The organism is Alteromonas sp. 1_MG-2023, assembly GCF_030547075.1.
Taxonomy (GTDB): Bacteria; Pseudomonadota; Gammaproteobacteria; order Enterobacterales; family Alteromonadaceae; genus Alteromonas.
In genome coordinates, this window is record NZ_JAUOQH010000021.1 from 40658 (window position 1) to 66861 (window position 26204).

Annotated in this window: 26 protein-coding genes; 12 read left to right on the forward strand and 14 right to left on the reverse strand. The window is 42.6% G+C overall.

Features of this window, described 5'->3' with window-relative positions; translation table 11 throughout:
* Positions 1–35 precede the first annotated feature (35 nt).
* The 3 genes from Q4561_RS17625 to Q4561_RS17635 form a co-directional block, all read right to left on the reverse strand.
* Entirely contained in the window at positions 36–458 is a 423-nt protein-coding gene (locus Q4561_RS17625) for a CBS domain-containing protein (RefSeq protein WP_303462508.1), read from the reverse strand.
* Between the two features lie 220 nt (positions 459–678).
* Positions 679–1689 carry an NAD(P)-dependent alcohol dehydrogenase gene (locus tag Q4561_RS17630; RefSeq protein ID WP_303462510.1) on the reverse strand — a complete coding sequence of 337 codons (1011 nt, stop codon included), beginning with the start codon at positions 1687–1689 and terminating at the stop codon, positions 679–681.
* 292 nt (positions 1690–1981) lie between these two features.
* Positions 1982–2977: a zinc-dependent alcohol dehydrogenase family protein gene (locus Q4561_RS17635; protein ID WP_303462512.1), complete on the reverse strand. Its 996-nt coding sequence runs from the start codon at positions 2975–2977 to the stop codon at positions 1982–1984.
* Between the two features lie 110 nt (positions 2978–3087).
* Here Q4561_RS17635 and Q4561_RS17640 point away from each other — a divergent pair, with 110 nt between their 5' ends.
* Complete coding sequence (locus Q4561_RS17640; RefSeq protein WP_303462515.1) at positions 3088–4005, forward strand: LysR family transcriptional regulator; 918 nt, start codon at positions 3088–3090, stop codon at positions 4003–4005.
* A 132-nt stretch (positions 4006–4137) separates the two neighbouring features.
* Here Q4561_RS17640 and Q4561_RS17645 read toward each other — a convergent pair whose 3' ends face one another.
* The 5 genes from Q4561_RS17645 to Q4561_RS17665 form a co-directional block, all read right to left on the reverse strand.
* A complete protein-coding gene (locus tag Q4561_RS17645) occupies positions 4138–4698 on the reverse strand; it encodes a cytochrome b (RefSeq protein ID WP_303462517.1) in 561 nt (186 codons plus the stop codon).
* Positions 4699–4948: 250 nt separating this feature from the next.
* Positions 4949–7018, reverse strand: coding sequence for a catalase (locus Q4561_RS17650; RefSeq protein ID WP_303462518.1), 2070 nt, complete (start codon positions 7016–7018; stop codon positions 4949–4951).
* Between the two features lie 359 nt (positions 7019–7377).
* Complete coding sequence (locus Q4561_RS17655; protein ID WP_303462520.1) at positions 7378–8193, reverse strand: SDR family NAD(P)-dependent oxidoreductase; 816 nt, start codon at positions 8191–8193, stop codon at positions 7378–7380.
* A complete protein-coding gene (locus Q4561_RS17660; protein WP_303462522.1) occupies positions 8190–8687 on the reverse strand; it encodes a hypothetical protein in 498 nt (165 codons plus the stop codon). The genes Q4561_RS17655 and Q4561_RS17660 overlap by 4 nt, the downstream gene beginning before the upstream one ends.
* A gap of 17 nt (positions 8688–8704) precedes the next feature.
* Positions 8705–9205, reverse strand: coding sequence for an LLM class flavin-dependent oxidoreductase (locus tag Q4561_RS17665; RefSeq protein ID WP_303462524.1), 501 nt, complete (start codon positions 9203–9205; stop codon positions 8705–8707).
* Positions 9206–9495: 290 nt separating this feature from the next.
* Here Q4561_RS17665 and asd point away from each other — a divergent pair, with 290 nt between their 5' ends.
* A complete protein-coding gene (gene asd / locus Q4561_RS17670) occupies positions 9496–10620 on the forward strand; it encodes an aspartate-semialdehyde dehydrogenase (protein WP_303462526.1) in 1125 nt (374 codons plus the stop codon).
* 155 nt (positions 10621–10775) lie between these two features.
* Here asd and Q4561_RS17675 read toward each other — a convergent pair whose 3' ends face one another.
* Complete coding sequence (locus Q4561_RS17675) at positions 10776–11132, reverse strand: VOC family protein (RefSeq protein WP_303462527.1); 357 nt, start codon at positions 11130–11132, stop codon at positions 10776–10778.
* 127 nt (positions 11133–11259) lie between these two features.
* Between Q4561_RS17675 and Q4561_RS17680 the strand changes: the two genes are divergently transcribed.
* The gene (locus Q4561_RS17680) at positions 11260–13053 is read left to right on the forward strand and encodes a hypothetical protein (protein WP_303462529.1); all 1794 of its coding nucleotides are present in this window, start codon (positions 11260–11262) and stop codon (positions 13051–13053) included.
* 49 nt (positions 13054–13102) lie between these two features.
* The gene (locus Q4561_RS17685) at positions 13103–13948 is read left to right on the forward strand and encodes a DUF6279 family lipoprotein (protein WP_303462530.1); all 846 of its coding nucleotides are present in this window, start codon (positions 13103–13105) and stop codon (positions 13946–13948) included.
* A gap of 81 nt (positions 13949–14029) precedes the next feature.
* On the opposite strand, the gene Q4561_RS17690 is transcribed toward Q4561_RS17685, so the two are convergent.
* The 3 genes from Q4561_RS17690 to Q4561_RS17700 form a co-directional block, all read right to left on the reverse strand.
* The gene (locus Q4561_RS17690) at positions 14030–15085 is read right to left on the reverse strand and encodes a 2-dehydropantoate 2-reductase (RefSeq protein ID WP_303462532.1); all 1056 of its coding nucleotides are present in this window, start codon (positions 15083–15085) and stop codon (positions 14030–14032) included.
* Positions 15086–15143: 58 nt separating this feature from the next.
* A complete protein-coding gene (gene glpT, locus Q4561_RS17695) occupies positions 15144–16502 on the reverse strand; it encodes a glycerol-3-phosphate transporter (protein WP_303462533.1) in 1359 nt (452 codons plus the stop codon).
* A gap of 197 nt (positions 16503–16699) precedes the next feature.
* Positions 16700–17446: a FadR/GntR family transcriptional regulator gene (locus Q4561_RS17700; RefSeq protein WP_303462555.1), complete on the reverse strand. Its 747-nt coding sequence runs from the start codon at positions 17444–17446 to the stop codon at positions 16700–16702.
* Between the two features lie 402 nt (positions 17447–17848).
* Here Q4561_RS17700 and Q4561_RS17705 point away from each other — a divergent pair, with 402 nt between their 5' ends.
* The 6 genes from Q4561_RS17705 to Q4561_RS17730 all read left to right on the forward strand — a co-directional run bounded on the left by Q4561_RS17705 (position 17849) and on the right by Q4561_RS17730 (position 23586).
* Positions 17849–19633: a DUF6152 family protein gene (locus Q4561_RS17705; RefSeq protein WP_303462535.1), complete on the forward strand. Its 1785-nt coding sequence runs from the start codon at positions 17849–17851 to the stop codon at positions 19631–19633.
* A gap of 11 nt (positions 19634–19644) precedes the next feature.
* Positions 19645–20163, forward strand: coding sequence for a DUF6644 family protein (locus tag Q4561_RS17710; RefSeq protein WP_303462536.1), 519 nt, complete (start codon positions 19645–19647; stop codon positions 20161–20163).
* A gap of 90 nt (positions 20164–20253) precedes the next feature.
* The gene (locus Q4561_RS17715; protein ID WP_303462537.1) at positions 20254–20868 is read left to right on the forward strand and encodes a HupE/UreJ family protein; all 615 of its coding nucleotides are present in this window, start codon (positions 20254–20256) and stop codon (positions 20866–20868) included.
* Between the two features lie 163 nt (positions 20869–21031).
* On the forward strand, positions 21032–21709 hold the full coding sequence (locus Q4561_RS17720; RefSeq protein WP_303462538.1) for a hypothetical protein: 678 nt from the start codon (positions 21032–21034) through the stop codon (positions 21707–21709).
* Between the two features lie 113 nt (positions 21710–21822).
* A complete protein-coding gene (locus tag Q4561_RS17725; protein WP_303462539.1) occupies positions 21823–22293 on the forward strand; it encodes a hypothetical protein in 471 nt (156 codons plus the stop codon).
* A 153-nt stretch (positions 22294–22446) separates the two neighbouring features.
* The gene (locus Q4561_RS17730; protein ID WP_303462541.1) at positions 22447–23586 is read left to right on the forward strand and encodes a cell division protein FtsZ; all 1140 of its coding nucleotides are present in this window, start codon (positions 22447–22449) and stop codon (positions 23584–23586) included.
* Positions 23587–23692: 106 nt separating this feature from the next.
* Here Q4561_RS17730 and Q4561_RS17735 read toward each other — a convergent pair whose 3' ends face one another.
* Positions 23693–24700, reverse strand: a complete 1008-nt coding sequence (locus Q4561_RS17735) for a YafY family protein (protein WP_303462543.1) — start codon at positions 24698–24700, stop codon at positions 23693–23695.
* A 169-nt stretch (positions 24701–24869) separates the two neighbouring features.
* Here Q4561_RS17735 and Q4561_RS17740 point away from each other — a divergent pair, with 169 nt between their 5' ends.
* Positions 24870–25076, forward strand: a complete 207-nt coding sequence (locus Q4561_RS17740; RefSeq protein WP_057792933.1) for a ParD-like family protein — start codon at positions 24870–24872, stop codon at positions 25074–25076.
* On the forward strand, positions 25069–25839 hold the full coding sequence (map, locus tag Q4561_RS17745) for a type I methionyl aminopeptidase (RefSeq protein WP_303462544.1): 771 nt from the start codon (positions 25069–25071) through the stop codon (positions 25837–25839). The genes Q4561_RS17740 and map overlap by 8 nt, the downstream gene beginning before the upstream one ends.
* Before the next feature lie 4 nt (positions 25840–25843).
* On the opposite strand, the gene Q4561_RS17750 is transcribed toward map, so the two are convergent.
* Positions 25844–26200: a HopJ type III effector protein gene (locus tag Q4561_RS17750; RefSeq protein WP_303462545.1), complete on the reverse strand. Its 357-nt coding sequence runs from the start codon at positions 26198–26200 to the stop codon at positions 25844–25846.
* Positions 26201–26204 lie beyond the last annotated feature (4 nt).

The following is a 26204-nucleotide window of genomic DNA, read 5'->3' on the forward strand; positions in this document are numbered from 1 at the left end:
CTTTTTTATTGGTTTTTATTTATCACGAATACATATTAGCCTTTCTTTGCATTCACCCTTGCTTCCATATATCGCATTACATCACGCCACGAAACCATTCCAATTGGGCAGCGGTGGTCATCAACAATAGGGATGCATGATATTTTGTTATCATTGAATAACGAAATCGCTTTTACAATTGAATCGCTTGGCGAAAGGGTTAACACGTTACGTGTCATTATTTGATGTGCTTTCTTTTCAAGTGTCGCTCTATCACGAAAGCGTTCATTAACGGTGTTAGCAAAAGGACTGGTTGCTTTTAGTAGGTCCCGATCTGAAATGATCCCTTGTAGTTGGTTACGATACACCACCACCAAATGATGAAACCCGGTTTCTGCAAATAACGTCTGCAACGACTCTAGACTATCATCCATATGCACACTGACCACACGAGATGACATGATATTGGCCAAGCTCATTTTCAATCCTTTTCTACTAACACCGGGTAATATTCTTACAGTATTCAGGCTAGTTTTTCGCAAACTCCTAGCTAATTTGCGCTACTTTCTAACTATCACTTTTTTCGCCTTTGTGTAATGACAGAAATCTTTACTAACACAACGTTGTACTAACTAACGCTGTACTAGGCACTAACAAATTAGCGTACTGCGTTGTTGGCCTAAAAGCCTAACGGCAAATCTATACACTAATACAGATTTTTCCAAAATGCTTACCCGAAGCTTCAAACGTAAAGGCATCAGACAACCTTTCTAGCGCAAACGTAGTATCTATTACAGGTTTAAAGTTCATACATTCCAAGGCACTGACAAAGTCCCACTGGTCTTTATTGCTACCTACAATAACGCCTGTTAGCCTAATTTGCTTACGCATCAGGGTCGCTGTTGGAATATCGCCTTTTATGCCGGTTAATACGCCAATAAGCACAATACTGCCCCCTACCCTACAAGCATTAATCGATTGGCCAAGTGTGGCGGGACCACCTACTTCTACCACGTGATCTACGCCTAATCCACCAGACCATTTAGCAATGGTTTTGCCCCACTTTTCGTCTGTTTTATAATTAACGGTAAAATCAGCGCCCAAGGCCTTTGCTTTTTCTAGCTTTTCGTCAGAACTAGAAGTAATAGCCACTTTTGCTCCCATCGCCTTGGCAATTTGAAGCGCATAAATAGATACGCCGCCAGTGCCTAATAACAACACCGTGTCACCAGCTTTTAATCCGCCTTCCACAACTAAAGCACGCCATGCGGTTAATCCTGCGGTAGTGATAGTTGCAGCCTCTTCGTGTGTCCAATCGGCAGGCGCTTTGGTAAACCATTGCTGCGGTTTTACCACAACCTCTCGCGCATATCCGTCAATACCGTCGCCTGGGGTTCTTGAGAAATCTCCCACCGTGGGCGCGCCATTTAACCAATCTGGGAAAAACGTAGAAACCACATGATCGCCTGGTGCAAATTGGGTAACACCTTCACCTACTTCAACCACTACCCCAGCGCCATCAGACATTGGAATACGATTTTTTTCAGCAGGGATCGCGCCCGTGGCTACGCTGTAATCGTGATAGTTAAGAGAGCTCGCGTGAATTCTTACCTTAATTTCATCATAACCCACCTCTGTAGGCTCGGCTTCATCTACGCAGTAAAGCGCGTCTAATCCTTCGCTGTTGTCTTGTAAACGCATTACTTTCATAATATTTCCTTCCTAATTAGCAAGCGAAAATAGTGGCGGTCAATAGATATCAATAGTCATAAAAAACGACCAACGCAACTATAAGCTGAAGTAAATGTGATCATTATTATTAATACACACATGAGGATGGAGACGATTAATTAAAGGGAGAAATATAAAGAAAAGCCCCTTTGGCGAGCAAAACTACTAACGCCAAGGGGAAAAGTGCGCAAAGGGTAGCGCTTAGGGATAGTAAACTGTACAAATTTAAAAGCTAATACAAGAACTCGTTCACAAACCAGTTCGCAGAAGCTTAAGAGGCTACATCAATAACGATTTTGCCCATAGCCTTGCCGCTTGCTAGGCGCGCATGTGCATCACCTGTTTGCTCAAGGGTAAACGTCTCGCTATCTAATACTGGCGTTAACGCACCTGCATCAACAATATCTGTAATAGCGCGTAATATCGCTCCGTGACTTTCACGTTTGTAGTTGTGAATCATAGGAATAAGCATGAACACAACATGTAAACTCAAGCCTTTGAAGTGCACTGGGGTAAGATCTGTTTCAATAAACGACACCGTCGTCGCCACTTGGCCGCATAATTTTGCCGCTTCAAAAGAGTTAGGTAAATTACCGCCACCCACAGAATCATAAATTACATCGAAACCAGCGCCATCAGTATGCTTAGCAATATAATCAGCCACTTTTTCCGAACGGTAGTCAATATAAGTCGCACCGAGCTTTTCAATCAGTGCCGCTTGTTCATCTGAGCCGCCAGTAGCAAATACAGTAGCACCAAAGTGACGAGCCATTTGAATAGCAAGGTGACCTACGCCGCCAGCGCCGCCATGCACTAATACGGTTTGACCTTTTGCTGTTTGCGCGCGGGTTAAACCCTCATACGCAGTAATGCCAACCAAAGGTAAAGCGGCTGCTTCACGCATCGACAACGATTTAGGCTTAGGTGCAATAAGACGAACATCGGCTAACATTAATTCAGCTAAGGCACCTTGCAAGTCGGCTAGACCACCTGCGCAACCATAAACTTCATCACCTACGCTAAAGTTATCTACGCCTTCTCCAACGGCTTCAACTGTACCGGCGAAATCCATACCCAACACACCGCCTGGTAGTTTAGGAGAAAATGGCAGGTCTTGACCCATTTCACGTATCATGGTGTCTACCGTGTTCACGCTGGTTGCTGCAATACGCACAATGACGTGACCCGCTTTAATTTGTGGCGCGTCTATGTCAGCCGCAGTAAATACTTCATGACCACCAAATTCGTTAATAACCATTGCTTTCATGTGAGTTTGCCTCGTTGCGTTAAGTTCGAGACTAATAATAGACACTAGCCAGGCATATGATAATTGGGTTATAAACACATACAGTTTATAGATTTTATTGATAATCCATTATGAACATCGATCACCTTAAGCTTTTTGTGCGTATCGCCAACACCAACAATATCAGTGTAGCTGGGCGTGAACTGAATGTTTCCCCTGCCGTGGCCAGCGCTCACATCAATAAATTGGAAGAAAATTTGGGTGTGCGACTTATTCACCGCACCACGCGAAAAGTGTCGTTAACCGATGAAGGCAAACTATTTCTACCTCACGCTGAAGAAGTGTTATCAAGTATTGAAATAGCCCAAGCGGCGGTTGGCGTTGGCTCACAAACGCCACAAGGTACGTTGCGAGTAACCGCTCCGGCCTCTTTCGGTCGCTTACATTTAATTCCTGCAATGGAAGAGTTTTTAGCATCTTACCCGCAGCTAAATATCGACTTTCGATTCAGTGACAGTATTTTAGATTTGATTGAAGGTGGATTTGATGTAGCTATTCGTGATGCGGTGCTTAAAGACTCTAACCTACACGCCAGAAAGCTGGCCGATGACAAACGAATTATAGTGGCTTCACCTGCTTATATTAAAAAATACGGCGAACCGAAAACCCCGCAAGAAATAACACAACATGCTGCTGTAAACCTTATGGGTTTAGAGACATGGGAGTTTAACACCCCACAAGGCGTGGTATCGATAAAGCCTAAAACTCGAATTCGTATGGATAATGGTGAGGCGGTAAGAGACGCCGCAATTGGAGGCAATGGCTTAACCCTTACTGCCACCTGGTGTAGCTCTCCGTATCTTGAAACTGGCCAACTAGTTCAAGTATTAAAAGATTACCCTTTAACAGCTGAATGTGCGCTGTGGGCGGTCTACCCTAGCAACCGTTTGTTAGCCCCCAAAGTACGCGCTTTTATCGACTTTCTTAAAGCCCGCTACAGTGGCGAACCTTATTGGGACAAAGCCCTAAGAGAAGCGGGTCTTTCATAAGAAACCAAAACAATAATGAAAATGTAAACGAAGACACAAAAAAAACCACAGTCATTAAACTGTGGTTTTTACAAATTTCGATGATTGTTGGCGTTCGCATTTAGCCCAAATTTCAGCCTTGGGTGTTAGTCATTAAATGCTTTTTCCCAGCATGCGTCTTAGCGTTCCGTCTTTGTCCATAATATGGTGCTTTAACGCTCCTGCAACGTGAAGTACAACGGCTCCAATTAGTACATACCCTAAATAATGGTGTACGGTGCCTCCGAATTTTGAAAGCTCGTAGTTTATCGGCAGTGTTTTCTCAGGATCTTCAACACTAAAGTTCTGTGCAAACACTTCTAATCCAAACACAGATAACCCATGGCCACCGAGCACCGAGGTCATCAATCCAGAAATAGGCATTAACAGCGTGCTAATAATGAGCACCCAGTGGATAACTTTAGCCACACCATGCACGAACGCGGTATAGTCCCCTGCCGCTGTTGGCCAACCATTCTTTAAGCGCCACGCAACTCTCGCTAACGCAAGAAATAGCACGATAAACCCGAAGGATTTATGCCAACTGAAAACCCAGTAAGCGTTTTCCTCGACCATATAAACGCCCGACGCCAGCATGCCAATGATAATTAAGCCAACAAGCCAATGAAGAAGCACTGTGGTAGGTGCAAATTTTTGATGTGTATCGTACTGCATATTTCCCTCTGGAAACTCAATAGTTGTTATGACTGACTTCTATATAGAAAATTATATATATTAATATGTTAGCACTTTTCTACATTACTCTACTCAGCGTTAATTTGTGGAATAACTACTAAGTAAACTTCACAAGTCTTTTACACTATTCTAAATCAAAAACGTAATTTAGCACGGGAAAATTTTATAAGACATGAGGGGAAACGCCCAAATAGCGCCTCCCCGAACGATAAACTAAAAACCAATCTACCTAGCTTCTCGCCCAAAAACGTAGGTCGCGAAGTTTCTTGATAAAAGCATCTAGTTTTATATCAGCAACATCAAGCCATCCGTCATCCATAGCATCACCCATACCTGCAGCCTTAATCAAAGGCATTGCTTCTGATGTATAACCTACAAACTTTTGGTGAGCATGGGCATCTGAAATAAAGTCTTTCGCTTCAGGCTTCATCGATAACGATTTCGCACCGTCTTCAGAAAGTAGTAGCAGTACCGCATCATAAAGTACTGATGGACCACCATCGATCTTTTGATGTGCTGCTATGTGTTTACCTTTGCTACAGGTTACACCGCCTACTGTCGGAGCGACTAACTCGAACATGGCCCCTTCTGCGATAAGTGCATCGATAAGGTTTGAAAGTATGTTTCCATCAATGCCATCAGATACGAGAATACCTAATTTACGACCTTTAAACGTGCTCGGAGGATTTTTCAAAATACTCAGTGCATCAGAGACGGGTAAATCCTCTCTGGTTGGCATTGCTGCTTCTGCGGGCTCAGGCATTTCTAAAAAGCCTAGTTCTTCAGCTACGCTTTTAGCTAATGCTTCATCAACATTACGTAAATGAGACACTACCCGCTCACGAATCGCTAAGCGTTCAACCTTTGACAGTTCAAATGCGAAAGCATCACGCATGTGCTCTTGCTCTGTTTGAGTTTGGCTGATGTAAAACTGCCGTGCTTGGCTGTAATGGTCTGCAAAGGTTTCAGAACGATAGCGCGTTTTACTGCCTTCCATGGGCTCCGCATGAGATTTAAAGCCTGTTTCTGGGCACGCCCTAGGGTTGTTTTCGTCCGCATCCCACGAATTTGGTTCGTAGTTAGCACGCCCTTTAGGGTTTTGCATTGCCATATGGCCGTCTTGTTGAAAATGACGCATTGGGCATTTGGGTGCATTAATAGGAAGCTGCGTAAAGTTGGTGCTTCCTAAGCGTTTTAATTGGGTATCTAAGTAGGAAAAGTTTCTGCCTTGAAGCAATGGGTCGTTCGTAAAGTCGATACCTGGCACTATGTTTTGAGTACAAAATGCAACTTGTTCTGTTTCTGCGAAGAAGTTATCTACTGCCTTGTTAAGTACCATTTTACCTACAATCTTCACGGGAACTTGTTCTTCAGGAATAAGCTTAGTGGCGTCTAATACATCAAACTCAAAACTGTCAGCAAATTCTTGGTCGAATATCTGAACACCTAGCTCCCATTCTGGGAAATCACCGGCTTGAAGCGCATTCCACATATCACGACGGTGAAAATCAGGGTCTGCACCGTTAATTTTAAGTGCTTCATTCCACACTACCGACTGTAAACCTTGCTTAGGTTTCCAGTGAAATTTTACGTACTTCATTTCACCGTCTGCATTTATGAATTTGAAGGTGTGTACACCAAAACCTTCCATAAAACGAAAAGAGCGAGGAATTGCGCGATCTGACATGGCCCACATCAACATGTGCGTCGATTCCGGTGATAAACTAGTGAAATCCCAAAAGTTGTCGTGGGCGGTTTGTGCCTGAGGAAAGCCACGATCAGGCTCTTGTTTTGCTGAATGAATAAGGTCTGGGAACTTAATGGCGTCTTGAATAAAGAACACTGGAATATTATTACCCACCAAATCCCAGTTACCTTGTTGAGTATAAAATTTCACGGCAAAACCGCGTACGTCTCGAGCTAAATCGGGTGAACCTTTATTACCTGCAACGGTGGAAAAGCGTGTGAACACTGGCGTTTTTTCGCCTTTACGCTGAAAAATGTCTGCTGATGTGATATCTGATAAAGATTCGTAAGTTTCAAAATAGCCATGTGCACCAAAGCCTCTGGCATGTACCACTCGCTCGGGAATACGCTCATGGTCGAAGTGAAATATCTTTTCTCGAAGTACGTGATCTTCTAAAGCAGTTGGCCCTCGTTGACCAGCTTTGAGGGAATTTTGATCGTCGTGAACAGGGCAACCTTGTGCCGTTGTCATAGTTGGATGTCCATGAGAAGCGGTTTGGTGTAATTCGCCGCCTTTACCTTTGTTTCCTTGATATTTAAACGATTCAGCCATCTCAGTTCCTTATTGGGATTTACCTAATTGATTGCTATAAAATAGTTATCTAGGGTTGAACATACGTGTTTCAGAACATAAGAAAGCAAAAAAAATTCCATGCAATAAATTCATCATAATCATAAACTTAGATTATAAATCATTACCCTGCCCTACAAAAATTACAAATAGGAGGAATAATTTACAGGCATAAAAAACCCTAACAATAATGCTAAGCCAGCATGTCGTTCTAAGAATTTAAAATGGAATCAAAGGAAACAGAAAGAGAATGGAAATTAGAATTAACTATGGGCAAAAAAGCACACCTATTCATGTGCTTTTGAATACGACAATTTATTATTTAAATGAATTATGGGGGCCTAGTTTAAATGACCCGCTATCACTGACTCTATAACACTGACTAACTTCGCTCTATTTTCCGCATTTTCACCAAACGGATGTGCTGGAGCAAATTGATTATTGTCATTGTCGAAGTACTCGCCTTTTACATTGGCAAATCTATCGCTAAGCGCAGCTTCTACGAATATTTTCGCCCCAATGGCTAAATCGCCACCGGCAACGCCATAAGCTTCCTTAACCATTTTGCTACCCAATAGAGATTTAGGGTTAACCGATACAAACAAAGGCCCAGAACCCGTATATTTCTCGGCAAGAAAACGTGTCCACATAGTAATCGCAAGTTTGCTTTGCGCGTATGCCATACCATCGCTCAACGAAGGAGCAGCACCTAGCAAATCAAAATTAACTGGCGCTTGTGCCGCAGACGATACATTTACTATGCGGCCCCTAGTAGGGGTCAAGGGCATTAAAGACATTAGCTTCTGGGTAATAATAAATGGTGCAATGGTGTTCACCATAAAACGCACGTCTAATCCTTCAGCAGTCTCAATTGAAGGTGAATGAAATACCCCAGCGTTATTAATAATAACGTCTATTGAAGAAAAAGATTCTGCCACCTTTGTTGCAAAACTGTCCACTGCCTCAAAACTACTTAAGTCAGCCACAAACCCCGTTACTTTTATTGCAGGGTAATCAGCACTCAACATTTGCTCAACATGCTTTAATTTATCAGCGTTTCTTCCGTGAATAATAAGGTTGTGTCCTTCATGTGCCAACATCTTAACGGTTTCAAGGCCAATACCATCAGTAGACCCTGTAATTAAAATAGTTTTCATCCGTTTACTCCTTCTCTTTTCGAGACAGCTTTAAGATTAAATTCGTCGGAATGGAAATGGGGTAACACCATTTCCGAAAGTTTATGTAAGGTGCTTTCAACCGGTGTGCGATTAAACCTAAGATTTAAAGCTATATGGTTAACCCCGCTATCTCTTAATATCAAAAGGTAATCTAGTAATTTGTTTATTCCACAGCGAACGCCTAAATGTATCGGTGATACGGGTGAGTTATCGTTAGCATCTATATCAATATAGAGCGGTTGCATTATCGGCTTAGGCCGCTTGCTGAAAGTATTCACTTTAGCCTGATAACTATCCACTACATGGGCTTGAATTTTCGGACTTCGAGGGTAGGTAATTAAACCATCTAAATGTTCAGCGCCCCAGTTAGGCGATTGTTGAGAACCACCGGTGATCATCATAGGAAAGCGTTCACCATGGGGTTTAGGCAGTAAGTCTAACGTGCCATTTACGTGACCAAAGCTATTGTTCACTTGGCCATAACCTAACATCATGCGTTTAATGTATTAACACTTTCGCGGAATCGGTCACCACGGTCATCGAAGCCTCGATTTATAGCGGGGTATTCTTCTGGTCTGTCGCCAGATGCCACTCCAAGAATAAGTCGCCCGCCACTAAGTACATCTATGCTAGCAGCGGCTTTTGCTACTTGTGCAGCGTGGCGCTGGGGCAATACCAACGAGGCAACCCCTAACGATATGGTTTTAGTTAACGCCGCTATTACCCCTAAATAAACAAAAGGGTCATACATCTGCCCCGCATCACCGAAGCTAGGTACATTGAATAACACATCTCTTACCCATACCGCTTTGAAATCTAACTTTTCTGCAAGTTGCACACGTTCAATATGATCTTGCATGGTGGGAACTGGCCCGTAAGGGTAAGACTCAATAGGCACAACTAAGCCAATCGACATATGTCCATTGTTAAACACTGTGCCAAAGCCAGTATTTATTTTTGCGAAGTTGTTATCGGTAAACTCAATACTCATGGCGATGCTAAAGGGCTAAAAATTGTTACCGGAAGACTACGCTTCTATCCCTTGAATGATAATTAACCATTTTAAGAATTAGTTTCAATGAAATATTGATAATCGACTTAGTAAATGGTTTCGCTTATATCTATTACGTAATATTTATAAAAACTCGCTAGCCAGCGTTTTAAATTGTTTATAGACTGCAGGCATAATAATGAAAAAGCGACAGGTATAGGGTTGGCAGGGTGATATCACCGCTGGTTCAACATGAATACACAGTTTAGTTTTATAGGGTTCTCAAGTTAATGTCACAACAAAAAGTAGGTTTAGTGGGCTGGCGCGGTATGGTTGGCTCAGTGTTAATGCAGCGCATGCAAGAAGAGCAAGATTTCGCGCACATTGAACCCACATTTTTTACCACCTCTCAAAAAGGCCTTCCGGCGCCAGACTTTGCAGGTGCAAACGCAGGTGTACTAGAAGACGCTTTCGATATTCAAGCGCTAGCGAAGCAAGATATTATTATTACCTGCCAAGGCGGTGATTACACCAAAGAAGTGTATTCAACATTACGCGACACGGGCTGGAATGGATATTGGATAGACGCAGCGTCAGCACTTCGTATGAAAGACGACGCGGTTATCATTTTAGATCCTGTAAACCGTAAAGAAATTGATGCGGGCGTAGAAAGTGGTATTCGCACTTTTGTAGGCGGAAACTGCACCGTATCGTTAATGCTATTAGCACTAGGCGGGTTATTTGAAAAAGACTTGGTGGAATGGGCTTCGCCTATGACTTACCAAGCTGCTTCTGGTTCGGGCGCTAAGCATATGCGTGAGCTTATTAGCCAAATGGGTGCTATTCACACTAATGTAAAAGCCAACTTAGACAATCCTGTCTCTGCTATTCTAGATATCGATAAGCAAGTGTCAGAATTTATTAGAAGCGAAAATTATCCTTCTGAGCAGTTTGGTGTACCGCTAGCAGGCAGTTTAATTCCTTACATTGATTCACAGTTGCCTTCTGGCCAAAGCCGTGAAGAATGGAAGGCCCAAGCTGAAGCCAACAAAATTATGGGCTTAACTGAACAACCTATTCCTATTGACGGCATTTGTGTGCGTGTAGGCGCGATGCGTTGTCACAGTCAAGCTATTACCATCAAGTTAAAGCAAGACTTACCTGTTGAAGAGATTGAGAAAATTCTTGCCCAGCACAACGATTGGGTGAAAGTGGTACCAAACGATCGTGATGCCACCATGCAAGAATTAACGCCAGCGAAAGTGACGGGTACCTTGTCTATTCCTGTAGGTCGAATTCGTAAACTGACCATGGGACCTGAATATATTTCAGCGTTCACCGTAGGCGATCAATTGTTATGGGGCGCTGCCGAGCCACTTCGCAGAATGCTACGTATAGTTCTTGGCAAGGCGTAAGCTATTAATATTTAAATAGTTAATTTTTAATTTTTAACTGAGCAACACTATTTGGAGCTCGGCTTTTTTAAGCCGGGCTTTTTTATATACGCCTTTTTTGTGTAAGCCCATGTTAAGTCAGCTTTTTCTGCACTTGTAGGTTTATTGTTTAACCGCTATTCCTTTTCAGACCAAACGGCGAATTCATTACCGCCAGGCTCCACAAAATGAAATCGGCAGCCCCCTGGAAATTCAAAGATAGACTGAACCACCTCACCACCTGCGGCTTTTACTTTATCCAGCGTCTGCCTAATATCTGCACTATAAAAAACCAATAACGCGCCACCTTTATCTGTAGTGCTAGCCTGCTCGGCTTTAAAAAATCCACCATCCAACCCTTGGTCAGAAAATGCCGTGTATTCTGGGCCATAGTCAGTAAAAGTCCAACCAAACACAGCTTCAAAAAACTGCTTTGTGCTGCTGATATTCAATGTACCTAACTCTACATAATTCAGCTTTTCGTGAATTGCCATGCTTTTCCCTTATCTATTCAGTGAGATATACCTAACACAGTAGTGTTAGCTTCCTTTATTCAGTATGCTTAAATATAGTGCACTAGCACGTCATAATTAATAATAAAAAGCCACATGGATGTATTAAATGGACGCCCCTAATTATTCAACCTACAGCATCAACGAACTTGAAGATGCATTAGCGCATATTGACCATGACGAATATCCCGAGCGAGTATCTGTTATTCTTGAAGAGATAGCTTTGCGTCAAACGCTTTCTAATCATCGGGGCATCTCGTCTAATCAGACTCAAACGTTAGGCTTTCAGCAAGAGCATGAAGCGGGCTATCAATCAAAGCTTCAAAAGGCTCAACAAGCAGCATCTAGCTATAACGAAGTACCACATCCTAATTGGCTCATTCGTTTTTGGAAAGGCCAAGTATCTCTGCCTATCAGCTATTGGGTTGTTGGGATTTTAATTTCTCTTGGCACCCTCGCTTTAAGCGCATTTGTTGAAATTAAAATCGACAATGCTTCATCTCGTATCGAGCTTGGCATCTATATGATGCTGTTATATTTGGTTCTAGTGCCAGTGATCACTTGGCAATCCGTTGGTATCATTCGCTCGGCAATACGTCACCCTCATCGCGGAGGCTCTCAAGGTTGGTCCATTGTCGCAATAGTAATGGTAGCGATAGGAATAATACGGTTCAGTATTGATTTTTATCAGTCTGGCGTGCCAATTATTACCGAAAGTATTTCTTTAATTGGAGCAGATTCAACCTATCCAGCTACCCAATTTAGAGTATTAAATGATGGTACGGAGTTAGAGCTTTATGGCGGTATTGAGATAGGTTCAGAACTACTGCTGTTAGAGGCGCTGCAACAAAATGAAAACGTATCTACTATACACTTACACAGTATTGGCGGGCGGCTTATTGGCGCACTTCGCCTTGCCGACATAGTGAAAGAATATAACTTAAACACCTATGTAAAAACATCTTGTGCTTCAGCCTGCACTATTGTGTATTTAGCAGGAAAGGAAAGGCTGTTGGGCGAAGACGGCGTGTTGCAATTTCACGCACCCGCATTGGGTGGTAAGTCTCTGCACGACAATACTGATTTAAATGGGGCATTTGACGGGGCTTATAAAGATGCAGGTGTGCCAAATTGGTTTGCGAAAAAAATACGAAACACCCCTAATACTGAACTTTGGGCTCCTTCTCATAAAGAACTTCTGCGGGCAGGTATTGTCAGTAGAATAGTAGACAGCAGTGCCTATGGTTTCAGTGGTTTTGGCGATGAAAACGAAATTAACACTCAAGCAGTGGAGTCGGGTTTATTGACCCACGCCTATTTGGTGGCAATGAAAGACAAAGATCCTGATACCTATTATCGTATTGTTACCATAAATGAGGAGGGCTTACGGGAAGGCGCTTCTATCAATACCATTGCAACCGAAGCACAAGCAGTACTAGAGCAAAGAGTTACCTATTATATCGCCCATGGTAGCGATGCCGACATTGTTGATTATTGGCAAGTGATAATAAAACAAATGCAAGAACTGCAAGGCCAACACCCCCTTGCCTGCGCCGCATTTGTGTACCCAGAAGAGGTACCATTAGAGCATCATGCTGGCAATGAGGTTCAGCTATCAAGCGAAGTAAGGGCACTTGAACTTGAAGCATTGGCGCGACTTATTGCCAATCAACAGGTAAGCCCATCTTTGTATTCTGATGAGGAAAGTGATGACATGATCACTACGTTGGTTACCGACATGCAAGATAACAGCAAGGCACATTTTGAGGTGGTAGTCGTCCCTGAAAACTTTGTTGATTCACCAGATATCATGTGTAGCGCAGCCATAGAAATTCAGCAGCGATTTATTGATTATGAAGTCCAAACCGCGGCTAAATTACTAAGAACTATTAATGCATTGTAATTAATTTAACTGACCGTAGTTAATCGCTACATCTACAACGGATTTTAAGATGAAGAAGTTATGGCTTGTTTTAGGTTTTTTGGTACTCACAGGGTGCTCGTCGAAGCTTGCTTACAATAATCTTGATTGGCTGGTTTACTGGTACATGGACGATTATGTAGAGCTTAACGATTCGCAAGAAGCCATTTTTGATGTAAAGCTTGAAGGCTGGATTGAGTGGCACAGAGAAGAACAACTAGCTTTATATTTGACCCAGCTAGAGCAACTAGAACAAGACATAAAACAAGACAAATTAGACAAAGACGTTATTGCTAATCATTTGAATCAAGCTAATGAACATGTAATGACATTACGCTCGAAATTAGCACCCGAGTTAGCCGAATTAGCCTATCGCCTTTCGGACGATCAAGTTATCTATCTTTTTGCCGCAATTCAAAAAGAAAATCGCGAAGAACAAGAAGAACTTGATGAATATAACTCAATGTCTAAAAACGAAAGACTCGACAAACTCATTGATAATTTTGAAGACGACTTTGAAGAAAACCTTGGTGATTTGACCGACAAGCAGAAACAACTCATTGTTGAAGCAGCCCCCCATTTCGCCAGCACCCGTGGTAATTGGCTTGAGTATCGTGTAACCATGCAAAATGAGGCAAGGCGCTTGTTTGCTAGCAGAGCAAATGCTGAGGTATTCCAACAAAAGCTGACCCATTTATTGACTCACCCTGATGATTATCGCTCTGACGAATACCTAGCTCAAAGGCAAGCAAACAGAGAAGCTTACTTATCGCTGGCGAACGATCTTTCTCAAACAATGAGTTTGAAACAAAAGACCCATCTGCTTAAACAACTGCGAGATATTATTGACGATGTGAAAAGTCTTCAAAACGACTAGTAGCAATTATTAAGTAGCAAGTATTGGGTATTAAGCCCAGGCAGCACGCCCATGAAATAAATCCAGACAGCAAACAAAAGGTTACTTCATACCTATCGCTTGCTGTAACGCACTGGCACTTAGCCTTGGCGAGCCATCATTCGCATTTTCAGCCGCTTTAATTAACTCAACAATCGCGGTATTCGCAGGTGTACTCACTTCATGTGCTAACCCTAACGCAACAATTTCGCCATTGAGATAATCGACCTCTGTTTTTCTATTCAGCGCTAAATCTTCATACATTGATGAACGGGCTTGAGGGTCTATTTTTAACGTGGCTGCCGCCACCTTTTTAAATAGAAAATTAGGTAAAGACATAATATAAGGCATTAGCTTAGGTACAACCTTTCCTGTTTTAGCCGGCTCAATACCAGCCGCTTTCATTATCGCTAATGCCTCTTTTAATACTACCGCCATCACCTTTCGATAGGCACTGTCATTCAATTGCTCAAGCAATGGCCTGCCAGAGAGTGCATTAACGGCGTTATTCAAGTTCATAAGCAGCTTGCCCCACTGCACACTGGATAAATCCTTAAACACCTTTACCGGTAAATTAGCCATTTCGAGCAGGCCAACTAAGTCTGTCGCTTGTCCTGATTTATCCTCAATACACAAATCGCCTTCCGTGCCGCAATGAAAATGCCCGTCGCCCTGCCCCAGCACGTTAAATGGAACCATGCCTTTCATGACCGTATGATTCGGTAAGCATTCTGATAGCAATCGTCCGTTTCTTACCCCGTTTTGAAAGCTGATGACAACTGGATTATCCTTCAATGGGTCACTATTTTCATATTGCGCAATAAGCGACGCGGCCTCTTGGGTATCACCACTTTTTACGCACACTAAAATATAATCAGCGATCGCCATGACCTCGGCATTTTCAGTAAAATTAACGTCTCTAGGTTTAAGTTTTGTATCCCTACCCCGCCAATCCGTTAACGTTAAGCCGCTATTCGCAATTTGTATCTTTAGTCTGGCGCGGCCAATTAAGGTGACATTCGCGCCAATAGACAGCAAACAACCGCCTAAATAACACCCAATGCTCCCAGCGCCCAATATAACGATATTCGCTGTGTTTGCTGTCGCTGCTTTGCTCATGATTAACCTACTACCGTGTTAGATACATCAACAATCCGCGTTAAGTAAACGCTATCACCTAGCTAACTGAAGACGTTTCTTTACTTTTTAAATGCGCAATTTCATGTTTAACCGTAAACCCGATTAGCACGATGGCACAAATACACCCACCGGTGAGAAGCATAAACCCGCCATTCCAACCAAAGTAATCGACGGTAAAACCTAAAGCAATATTGGCGATAACAGCACCACCAAGGTATCCAAACAGGCCTGTTAAACCGGCTGCCGTGCCAGCGGCTTTCTTAGGAACTAACTCTAGTGCGTATAAACCTATCAACATAACAGGCCCATAGATTAAGAAGCCGATAGCCATTAGTGCCGCCATATCTACAGAGGGGTTTCCGGCAGGATTAAACCAATACACCAGTACCGCAATGAGCACTAATACCATGTACAAAATAGCCGCTGGTGAGCGACGACCTTTAAACCATTTGTCACTGATGTAACCGCATAACAACGTACCTGGAATGCCCGCCCACTCATACAAGAAGTACGCCCATGAACTATGCTCGAAGGAGAAGTCTTTCACTTCTGACAAGTAAGTAGGCGCCCAATCTAAAACGCCATATCGAATAAGATAGACAAACGCATTTGCGATAGCGATAAACCATAAGAGTTTGTTGTTTAATACGTAGGTAACAAAAATTTCTTTTGCACTGAGTTCTTGCTCGTGTTTTTCCTCATAATCGAGGGGGTAGTCGTTGCGATGCTCTTCAATAGGCGGCAAACCACAACTTTGCGGTGTATCCCGTAAAGTTAGAAAAACAAAACCGGCGATTAATGCAGCAAAGGTTGCGGGTACGTAAAAAGCGCTATGCCAATCATTAAACCACGCCATGCCCAAAATAAATAAGGGGCCAATTAGTCCGCCGCCAACGTTATGAGCAATATTCCAAACCGAAACAACCTGCCCTCGTTCATTCCCTGAGTACCAATGCACGATAGTACGACCACAGGCGGGCCACCCCATACCTTGCACCCAGCCATTAATGAACAGCAGCAGAAAAATAATCGCGATGCTTTGCGTTGCCCATGGAACAAAACCAAAAATAAACATGACCAAGGAAGACAGTAGTAACCCTGTCATTAGAAAGTATCTAGGATTGCTTCTATCAGAAACATTTCCCATTAAGAATTTACTTAACCCGTAAGCAATAGAAACCGCAGATAGTGCAAAACCTAACTCGCCTTTTGTGAACCCTTGCTCTTCAATTAAATAAGGCATGGCCAGTGAAAAGTTCTTTCTTACCAAGTAGTAACCCGCATACCCAACAAAGATACTTAGGAATATCTGCCATCTAAGCTTTTTGTAAACGGGATCTATATCTTGCTCGGATAATCGAGCTCTATGTACTGCAGGTTTAAAAAATCCAATCATTAAAAGCTTCCAACTATCTGGCGAATAAACTATTTTTTTGTGGCTGTATTCTGCTTTTAGAAAGTTAAGAAAACAAGCAGATATATTAATTATTCATCGAAGGAAAAGTTACTTCAGTTTTTGGATTCTTACCTTAACTAAAGTTAAGATATTTTTAATACTTTCGTTGCAGTATAAGGTTTATATTACCATCCCCTCTATTCAGGATTATTTAGCTTAGCGTTGAGCTTTCTAATTGAATCGTCAACTGATACCCCTTTTAGCTCACAAACCTGAAAAAAATTGTAAATATGTTCATACATTAATTGATGTGCACTTTCTGCATCACTTCGCCGTAACGCTTCAAAGATAGCTTTGTTAGCCACAAGAAACTGGTTACGATCTTTTACCATCTTTAAATAAGTTGGAAGCAAGAACTCACTAATTGGTGCTCTCGCAAATAAGATTGCTTTATTAGCAGCGCATGAAGCAATTAAATAATGAAATTCTAAAATGGCTTCTAGAAATTCAACAGGCTCACCGATAGATATCTCGGTTCTTTTGAGGTTATCTTCGATTTTCGCTGAAACACTATCGCTCATTTTCTGGGCTGCCAATCTTGCCGTCGCAGGCTCAAGTGCCAAGCTTAATTCACTAAGCTCTCTGTATGAAATATCATGTAATATGAACGCTTGATGCATTGCGTTAGCAGAAATACTCGGGCATGGTGCCGCAATCACCATTCTTCTTCTCGGCCCCCTTACAATTAATCCAGCACTTTCAAGCTTACGAAGAGCTTCACGAACGGTCGGTCGGGTTACACCTAACTTTTCAGCAAGATCGTGTTCGACAGGCAGTAAATCACCAGGAACTAAAGATCCATCCATTATTTTTTCGCGAATAGTTTCTTCAGCTAACTGATAAGCTGTAGAGCGCTTGAGGGAAGGGATATGCTTATCTAGCATCACTTGGTGATACTCCTTGAAGGCAAAGTTTAAGTTTCAATTCTTATCCATTTGTAAAGTAGTTGAAACCGTTCATATTCAATGCAAATTTACCTTATGTTACGCAATTTTGTCTACTTGTACCCTTGTAATACAACGAAACAAGCTATCATAAGTGGTCTTACTAAGCTCAACGTAAAGCGATGTTGAGTTTTAATAAATTGTTTAGAAAAGGGGGGCGCCTGCCCTACACATTTGAGCTCAGCGACATTTAACTACTCTTTACATTTACTCAATGGCGAGCGTTGCGAGTTTACTTTATGATCTTTACATTACTAGCATGACTGCTATTTTTATCGATACTCAGTCAGCGAGGAACTGCTCGCATGACGAACTTTTTTTAAGTGGGAAGGATCAACATCAATGTGGAATCTACGATGCCTATGTGTACTTGTAGCGCTTATTATACCCAATGTGGCCTTTGCCCATCATGGAAGTAGTGGGCAATTTGAAACCAATAAAACGATTGAGTTGGCTGGCGACATTACTCGGGTACGGTTAGTAAACCCGCATGCCTATGTGTATTTCGATGCTACGAACGACGATGGCAGCGTGACTAATATGCGTTGTGAACTGCAATCAGGCTCGTTACTTAAACGTAGAGGTTGGAACACTGAACAATTCAAAACAGGCAGTGCTATTACCATACTGGGCTCTCCAGATAGGAACGACCCAACTACCTGTTACATGCAACAAATTACTTTCGAAAATGGAATAACAGCTACCCGCAATAGTGTGTTTAACGATGATGGTAGTTTGGTGGTCAGTGATGACGGTAACGCTTCATCACAAACTCAAAGTGAAATTGTTGAACAACGCCCTATTATTCGCACAGACGGTACGCCTAACATTGAAGGAAACTGGGCAATGGTGCGAAAAGAAGGCAGTAGACCTGGCGGTGGCGGCTCTTTTGCTCAGTTAACCGAAGCAGGTGCTTTGGCGGTTGAAGGGGCCACGCAAGATGAAAACCCACGATACCAATGTGAACCTACGAATATCATCATGGATTGGTGGTTTGATCTTATGGTTAATAGGATTGAACAATCAAGCACCCAAATAAACTTAACTTACGGCTTTATGAGCCTTGAGCGCACTATTTACTTAGATGGCACCGCAATGCCCGAAAATTACGAGCCTAATCGCGCTGGGTTTTCAACCGGTGTATGGGAAGGTAATACATTAGTGGTAACCACTACGGGGTTTGACGAAGGATGGTTGATGGCCCCCATGGGTGGCAACCCTGGAGGCGGTCCTGGTGGCAGGCCTGATGGAAAACTAGGTGGAAATGCAGATGGAAAGCCTGGCGATGCCAGCTCTGAGAATGCCCAAGACAACGCCCGCCCTCCTCGTCCTGAAGGCGCGCCTGATGGTAGAAATGGCCCACCAGGAGGCCCGCCCTCACCGGCTAAAAACAGCAGCGAGCTTGTGATTGTAGAGCGTTTCTCTCTGAACGAAGACGGTACGGTATTAAAACGTGAATATACCATTACCGATCCGCTTTATCTTAAAGCACCTATGACAGGTTCAGATGAAGTAACCATCACACAAGACAGCTATCAGCCTTATGACTGTGACGACCTTACTGCCGAACGAGGCTCAGGCAATCTTGATCCCAGCGCCACAAAACCTAACAACGAAGCTACAGGCAATGATGTTTCAAAAAGCGGCAAAGTAAACAGTCAATCTGTGATGAGCACGCTTTACAAGCTTGAAGATTCAAAGGTAGGTCAAACCATATCAAGTACGCAGTGGGGCTATCCTATTGTGCTTTCCTTACACGCAATTGGCATGGCGACCATGGTGGGCATTGCGCTTATGTTAACCCTTCGCGTGCTAGGCTTCGCTTCAGTCATTCCGGTTACTGCAATGGCAAGCTATTGGAATGTTGCTTTAATTGGCTTTGGCATTAATTTAGTTTCAGGTGTGGCGCTATTTTGTGGAAACGCATCCGAGCTTTATTTCAACTGGGCATTTCGCATTAAAATTTTATTGGTTATTGCTGGCCTTGTACTTACATGGTGGTTGGTCACCATTTGTATAAAACAAACTGACAAGATATCGACCAAGCACAAAAAGCTTGCCGCTATTGGCATAGTCAGTTGGGTGGCCGCTATCATTGCTGGCCGCTTAATCGGCTACATGTCTTAAGGAGGTTACCTATGAATTCATTACTTTCGTGGGTTATCGACACCCTTAGTGCTAGCCCTATCAGCGGTTTTGTTATGGACAATGCCGTCGTGTTCCCAGTCTTAGAAATGGCACACTTTTTAGGGCTGTGTTTACTTTTTGGTTCGCTGCTTATCGTTGATTTGCGAATGGTGGGCTTTGCCAAGGCTGTGCCCATCAAGCAGGTAGACGTGTTTTTACGTTGGGCGTTAATCGGTTTCGCTATCAATGTGGTTTCGGGCTTGCTCTTTGTAGTGGGCGACTCTGACAGATACCTTGTAAATATTGCGTTTGGGGCCAAAATGGCCTGCATTTTATTGGCGGGCATTAACACCTTGTACTTTATAAAATGTATTAAACCGCAAATGGCTACTATGCCCTTGTCTGCACGCGCGTTGAATACCCCAGCGCAACTAGGCAAAAATGCGCATGTGGTCGCCTGGTTGTCACTTTTCTTGTGGACCAGCGTTATTATTTTAGGGCGCTTTATTCCTTATGTGGAAACACCCTAATTGGCAAGATTCATGTGTGCACGGGCTCTGTCAGCTTTTCTTTTAACGAGCCTTTTAGTTGGACTGTTAACTTCACTGTTAGCGTCACCCGTGGCATTTGCTCACGGTGTAGCACAACAAGATCAAGGCTTTATAGCCAATGCCTTCGGTGTTCACGTTTGGCCGTTTATGTATTTGGGCGCCAAACATATGGTAACTGGATACGACCACCTGCTTTATCTTGTGGGGGTCATTTTCTTCTTATCGAAACTTCGGGATATAGCCATATTTGTAAGCCTTTTTGCTTTAGGGCATTCCATTACACTACTGGTTGGTGTGCTGTCTGGTCTCCATGTAAACCCCTATCTTATTGATGCCATTATTGGCATATCTATTTGTTATAAAGCACTGGAAAACCTAAGCAAGTTTCGCTTTTTAAACCCTAAAATAGCCGTGTTTAGTTTTGGGTTAGCTCATGGTTTTGGGCTTTCAAGTAAACTTCAAGACTTAGCGCTGTCAACGAACGGACTTATACCTAACATGCTGGCATTTAATTTGGGTGTCGAAATTGGCCAATTGTTGGCCCTTGTAATTTTGCTTAGTAGCTTATCTTGGTTACGTAAGCAGCCCCACTACCCTGCTATATCAAACACTGTGAATATAGGGCTATTTGGTGCAGGGCTTATGTTTTTCGGCATGCACTTTACCGGCTATTTGTTGCGCTGACATGTATGAGACATGCGTGAGATATGTAATGGGTAACGCATTTAGGTAATGCCCAATAGACATAAAATACGCCCTGAAAAATGCGTAACAAACAGTACAGCTAACAACAAAAGAAAGCATTAATACTGCGGTAATAGAAACCGCAGTGAAGGATAAACAAATAATGACATTGTTGAACAAAATCATACTCACCACCGTCGCCGCGGGCGCTATTTTAGTGGTGGCTATTTTGCCCGCAGAATATGGCATCGACCTTACAGGTTTAGGCAGTACACTTGGCCTTGTCGACATTGCTAAAAGTGACGGGGCGAAAGCGGAGCTTTCACAAGATAAAAGCGCTAGCCGTTTTGATACACAAGACTTAACGCTATCATTTAACATTGGTGAATACGATCCCACCGCCGAGCGTATAAACGAGTCGGTACAAGGGCTTATTCACCTTGAAAATAAACCATTTAAATCAGAAACCTTTGATATTGAAATTGAAGACTACGGCGAAATAGAACATAAATTCATTATGCCGGCTGACAGTACATTCGTGTATAGCTGGGAAGTACTCAATCCTAGTGGCGAAGGCGTGTATTACGATTTTCATGGCCACCCTTCAAGCCAAGACGCTACCGACTACCCTGAAGGGTTTGAAATGGCCTATGCCAGAGGTGAAGGTACTAGCCAAAGTGGCGCTTTCACAACGCCGTTTTCTGGCTACCATGGCTTCTACTTTATGAATATTGAACAAGGCCCTATTACTGTTAGGGTTACCGTAAGCGGCTACTGGAAAGAACATAAAGAAATGTTTCGTGCGGTAGATGGCAAAGTGATAACCAAAGTCCCTTTTTAGAAAAATAACCTGGCCTTTAATGATGCAAGTGATGCGTGGAGGCCATATTTTTTTGAAATTATTTGAAGTGTAGTTCTTTCTCTTTAGTATTGGAATGACGCTAAGAGTACAACATGGATCTCAAAAAACTAAACACCGCCGTTTTAATTGGCCTTCTAGCCAGCATCGTATTTATTCTGCTTCAGCCTCTTTTTGGTATGTCGACATTAACCTCTAGACATGCGTCAGCATATATAGAATCGGGCAATTACTCTGAAATAATGGCGGCTGTCTTAGCATGGGCTGTTCATATTAGCGTTTCGGTATTTTACGCCGTACTAGCAAGTGTGATTTACAATATAAACGCTTCATATATAGTAAGTTTTGTACAGATTGTTGTTTTAGGCTGGCTTACCACGCTTATTGCTACACCAGCGAATGAATGGGTTATCAAGCTAGTGACTACTGGCCAATACACTGCTATTAGCGCTTTATCGAATGTAAATACTGACGTTGGCCCTAAACTTTGGCTTCATATTATGTTCTTTGTATTGGTGATTTTAGGCCTTTCACTCGCTAGGCTAGTTGCAAAGAAACAACGCTAAGCCACCTTTTTTAAATATTATCTCTTATAAACATAGCCTATGTAAATCTGAAGTCAGCGGCTTTTTCTGACATGTGAAGTTGGGTGCGTCAGTTTTTACCGCATCACTACATCATTCTTAATACTCTACTTCGGTTTAGTTTAGGTGATGGTCATGTTGGAAAAAGATGCAACAAAAATAAAAATTCACGTAATAGGTGTGGGTGGTTGTGGTGGTAACGCCGTTAGCAATATGTCTTCTGGTTCAGGGCACAGTAATATTAGGTTTAGCTCGATTAATACAGATATTTCGGCGCTAAACCAGTGTCAGAATCTTTCACAGAAGCATTCACATGAACATTCACAAAAACACTCACAAGAGCATCCACTAAAACATGAAGTAGTGTTGATTGGTGAGCACACTACAAAAGGTTTCGGCGCAGGTGCCAACCCAGAAGTGGCGAAACATGCCGCCGAACATAGTATTGAGCTATTAAAAACTCTGATTGCTGACGACACTCTCATTATTGTTATTGCAGGGCTTGGTGGAGGGACCGGTAGCGGTGCTACTTCCGTGTTGTTAGATTTGGCAGCAGAAATGGGAATAGATGCCCTTTGCTTTGTTACCCTCCCCTTTAAGTCTGAAGGGGAAAAACGTAAAGAGATAGCGTATCACGCGCTAGAAGAGATTAAGCGTAAAGCCAACGCAACATTGGTGCTATCAAACGACGCTCTTATTACCGCACTTGATGCAACGGTGGGCATTATCAGCGCCTTTCGACACTGCGACACACAAATGCAGCGAATTATTGAATCTATCATTACCATGCTAACCAGCACAGGTTACATCAATGTAGATATCAACGACTTCAGCCACATTCTATCACTTGAAGGTGATACCGCCCTTGGCGTTGGCGTGGCAAACAGTGATGAAACCCTTTGTGATGCCTTAAGCCATGCGTTAAAGAACCCATTAGTGCAAACCAACCACATAAGAGGCACGCAAGGCGTAATAGTACAGCTATCTTGTCAACAAGAGCCCAGTATTTCAATGTATGAAAGTATGCTGGCAGAACTACAAACCTTGATAGAGAGCGCTCAAGCATTAATCATTAGTGGCGTAACTATTAATGAAGCACTCCCCCACTTTGCTGAGGTATTTGTTATTGCGACAGGCATTCCACCCGATGAACAACGCGAACCTACCTCTGAAAAAATAGTAGAGATGAAGCGGCCAAGACTATCTGAACCCTACAATGGTAAAGGCGAGTATTTAGATACCCCAACTTTTGTTAGGCTTAAAGGTAAAGGTTAGAAGGGAAAAGTGAAAGGATAAAAGCTAAATGGGGAATACTAAAAAGAAGGACTAAAAATTAACGACGACTTACTGTAAGAGTCAGAACAAAAAGAGTGTTTTCGCACTAATTACAGTAGGTCTGGTAAAGGCTTTCAGATAAGTCAGCAAAGTATTTTCTAAGTGTTAGAGGCGCTACAACTTCAATATTACTCCCTAGCCCTCTTAAAAACGCGCGAAGCTTACTGTTGTCGGTCACCGTTGCTATCAGCATCGATTTTCCAGCAATCGTTGAGCTACAAATAGCCTGATCTTCAGCCAGCTTGTAGCCGTGTAAAAGGAAAAAAGCACTGTCGTTGATAAGCAGCTTCAATTCCACCTTTTCTGGCGTTGATGCAAGTTCAGCAGACGAATTTTTCTGATAGTCATTGCTTTGCTGGCAATCATTATCTGTCACCTCAACATTTCGAATAAAATTTATAGGTAAGGAATAGCGCCTAGTATGCAAAGAGCCAAACGTACAAATGAAAATCAAACGACCATTTTGCTGTATTAACCCCATAGGGTTCACTTTGTCATAATGCTTCCACACCGCTTCTTTGACCCGTTTAAAAAGTCGTTTTATATCGGCATTTACCTGCTTTTTATAAAACAAAGCGTTTTTCAAACGCTCTAGCGTTTCGGGGTCGATATCTGGCGGCACTAAAGGTTGTGACACTTGCACGTTGCTCACCGACTTTGACCAATGCTGTAATAACGAATCGTTATCATGGGCTAATATTTGCTCAGCCTTATTGAAGTAAGGCTGTAGCTCTTTCAGTGTAGTATTCGGAAGGGTTTCACTAGATTGCTCCAATACATTGAACGCAAGGGCGGTGTTACCGTCCATCAAGCTTAAATTCAACTTTTTGAAACACGCATTAATATTCCAGCCAAAGGGTTTTGACCGTTTATCTACTTCTAGCCCAAACAAGCCGATTTGCTCAAGACTTTTTAAATCTCTCTGCACCGTGCGCATATCTACATTCGCGTGACCACTGTTTTGTAGGTTATCCAGAATCTGTCTGCTAGACACTTTACGAGGTGCGCGGGGTATAAATTGTAGAATGTCTAATTTTCGCTGGAATGCACTCACAGTCATCGGCCTAATATTGGAATTGCTTTCTAGCATACATACCATATGCGACAAAAAGTGTCGCACTAGTTTGCATCTGTGTACTTCTAAGAGAGACACAAACCGAACAATAGACAATATATACACAATAGTACATTATGTAGCATTACATGTACTCTAAGGATTGGTTATGGGAATTGTTAAGATATCTGATGCTTTGCATGAAGAGGTGCGTAAGACCAGCGCGGTGATGGAACGCTCTATTAATTCGCAAGCAGAATTTTGGATGAAAGTCGGTCGGCTAGCAGAGCAAAACCCTAAATTATCTTACGAACAGATTATTGATTTGGAGATGCGCTCTCAAAACGTATTTTCAGTAAGGTTAGTCAGTGAATAGCCTTATAAAATCAGCCAGTGAAATTTCACTCATGCGTGAATCTGGCAAATTACTGGCAAAAGTTTTCAGCGAACTAGATAGTTTTATTGCCCCAGGCATTACCACTCTTGAAATTAATAGCTTTGTAGAGCGGTACATTGTTGATTGCCTTAATGCGAGACCCGCAAGTAAAGGCCAATACGGGTATCAATTTGTGCTTAACAGTTCTGTGAATGACGTGGTTTGCCATGGCGTTCCATCTGCTGCCAAAAAGCTCAAAAATGGCGATATTGTCAACATAGATATTACCCTTGAAAAAAATGGCTATATTGCGGATAGCAGTAAAATGTACGCTATCGGCACTGTTTCACCCATAGCGAGAAGATTAATTGATGTAACTTATGAAGCGATGTACAAAGGCATAGACACCGTTAAGCACGGCTCCACAATTGGTGATATTGGCTTTGCTATTCAACAGCATGCGCAGAAACATGGTTACAGTGTTGTTCGCGATTATTGTGGTCACGGCATTGGAAAGGAAATGCACGAAGAGCCTCAAATACTCCACTTTGGTAACGCGGGAACTGGGCTTAAATTGGAAGCAGGCATGACATTCACAATAGAGCCCATGATTAATCAAGGAACTTACAAAACAAAGCTTAAAAAAGACGGTTGGACCGTTGTGACAAGAGACAAGAAGCTATCTGCTCAATGGGAACACACGGTATTGGTAACACAGACCGGCGCAGAAGTGCTAACGTTCAGGGCTTCTGAGGCCAGATAAAAGCCTAGCCTTTAACCGATAGCGGGAATGCCTCAAAACTCACACCTTCATGCCCTGACTGCATAAAATTGCGAATATTCGCATGGTCATCACCATCAGGATTTTTTAAAACGTCATCACGATAGAAGCCACCAAACAGTGCCAACGTTTGCCCTTGGCTAAGTTGAAGGTGCTGCCCTAGCGCGAGTAACTTGCAAGAACCATTGTTTTGGTTTGCCTCATTGGTTACTTCACCATTGGTAAAAGCCGTTGGCGTGAAAGTAAAAGCAATATCGATAAGGGCAATAACATCGCCAAACTCAACGCTTTCGGGAGAATCATTAAGGTGCTCTTTTAGTGCATGAATATTGCTGTATTTCATTTGA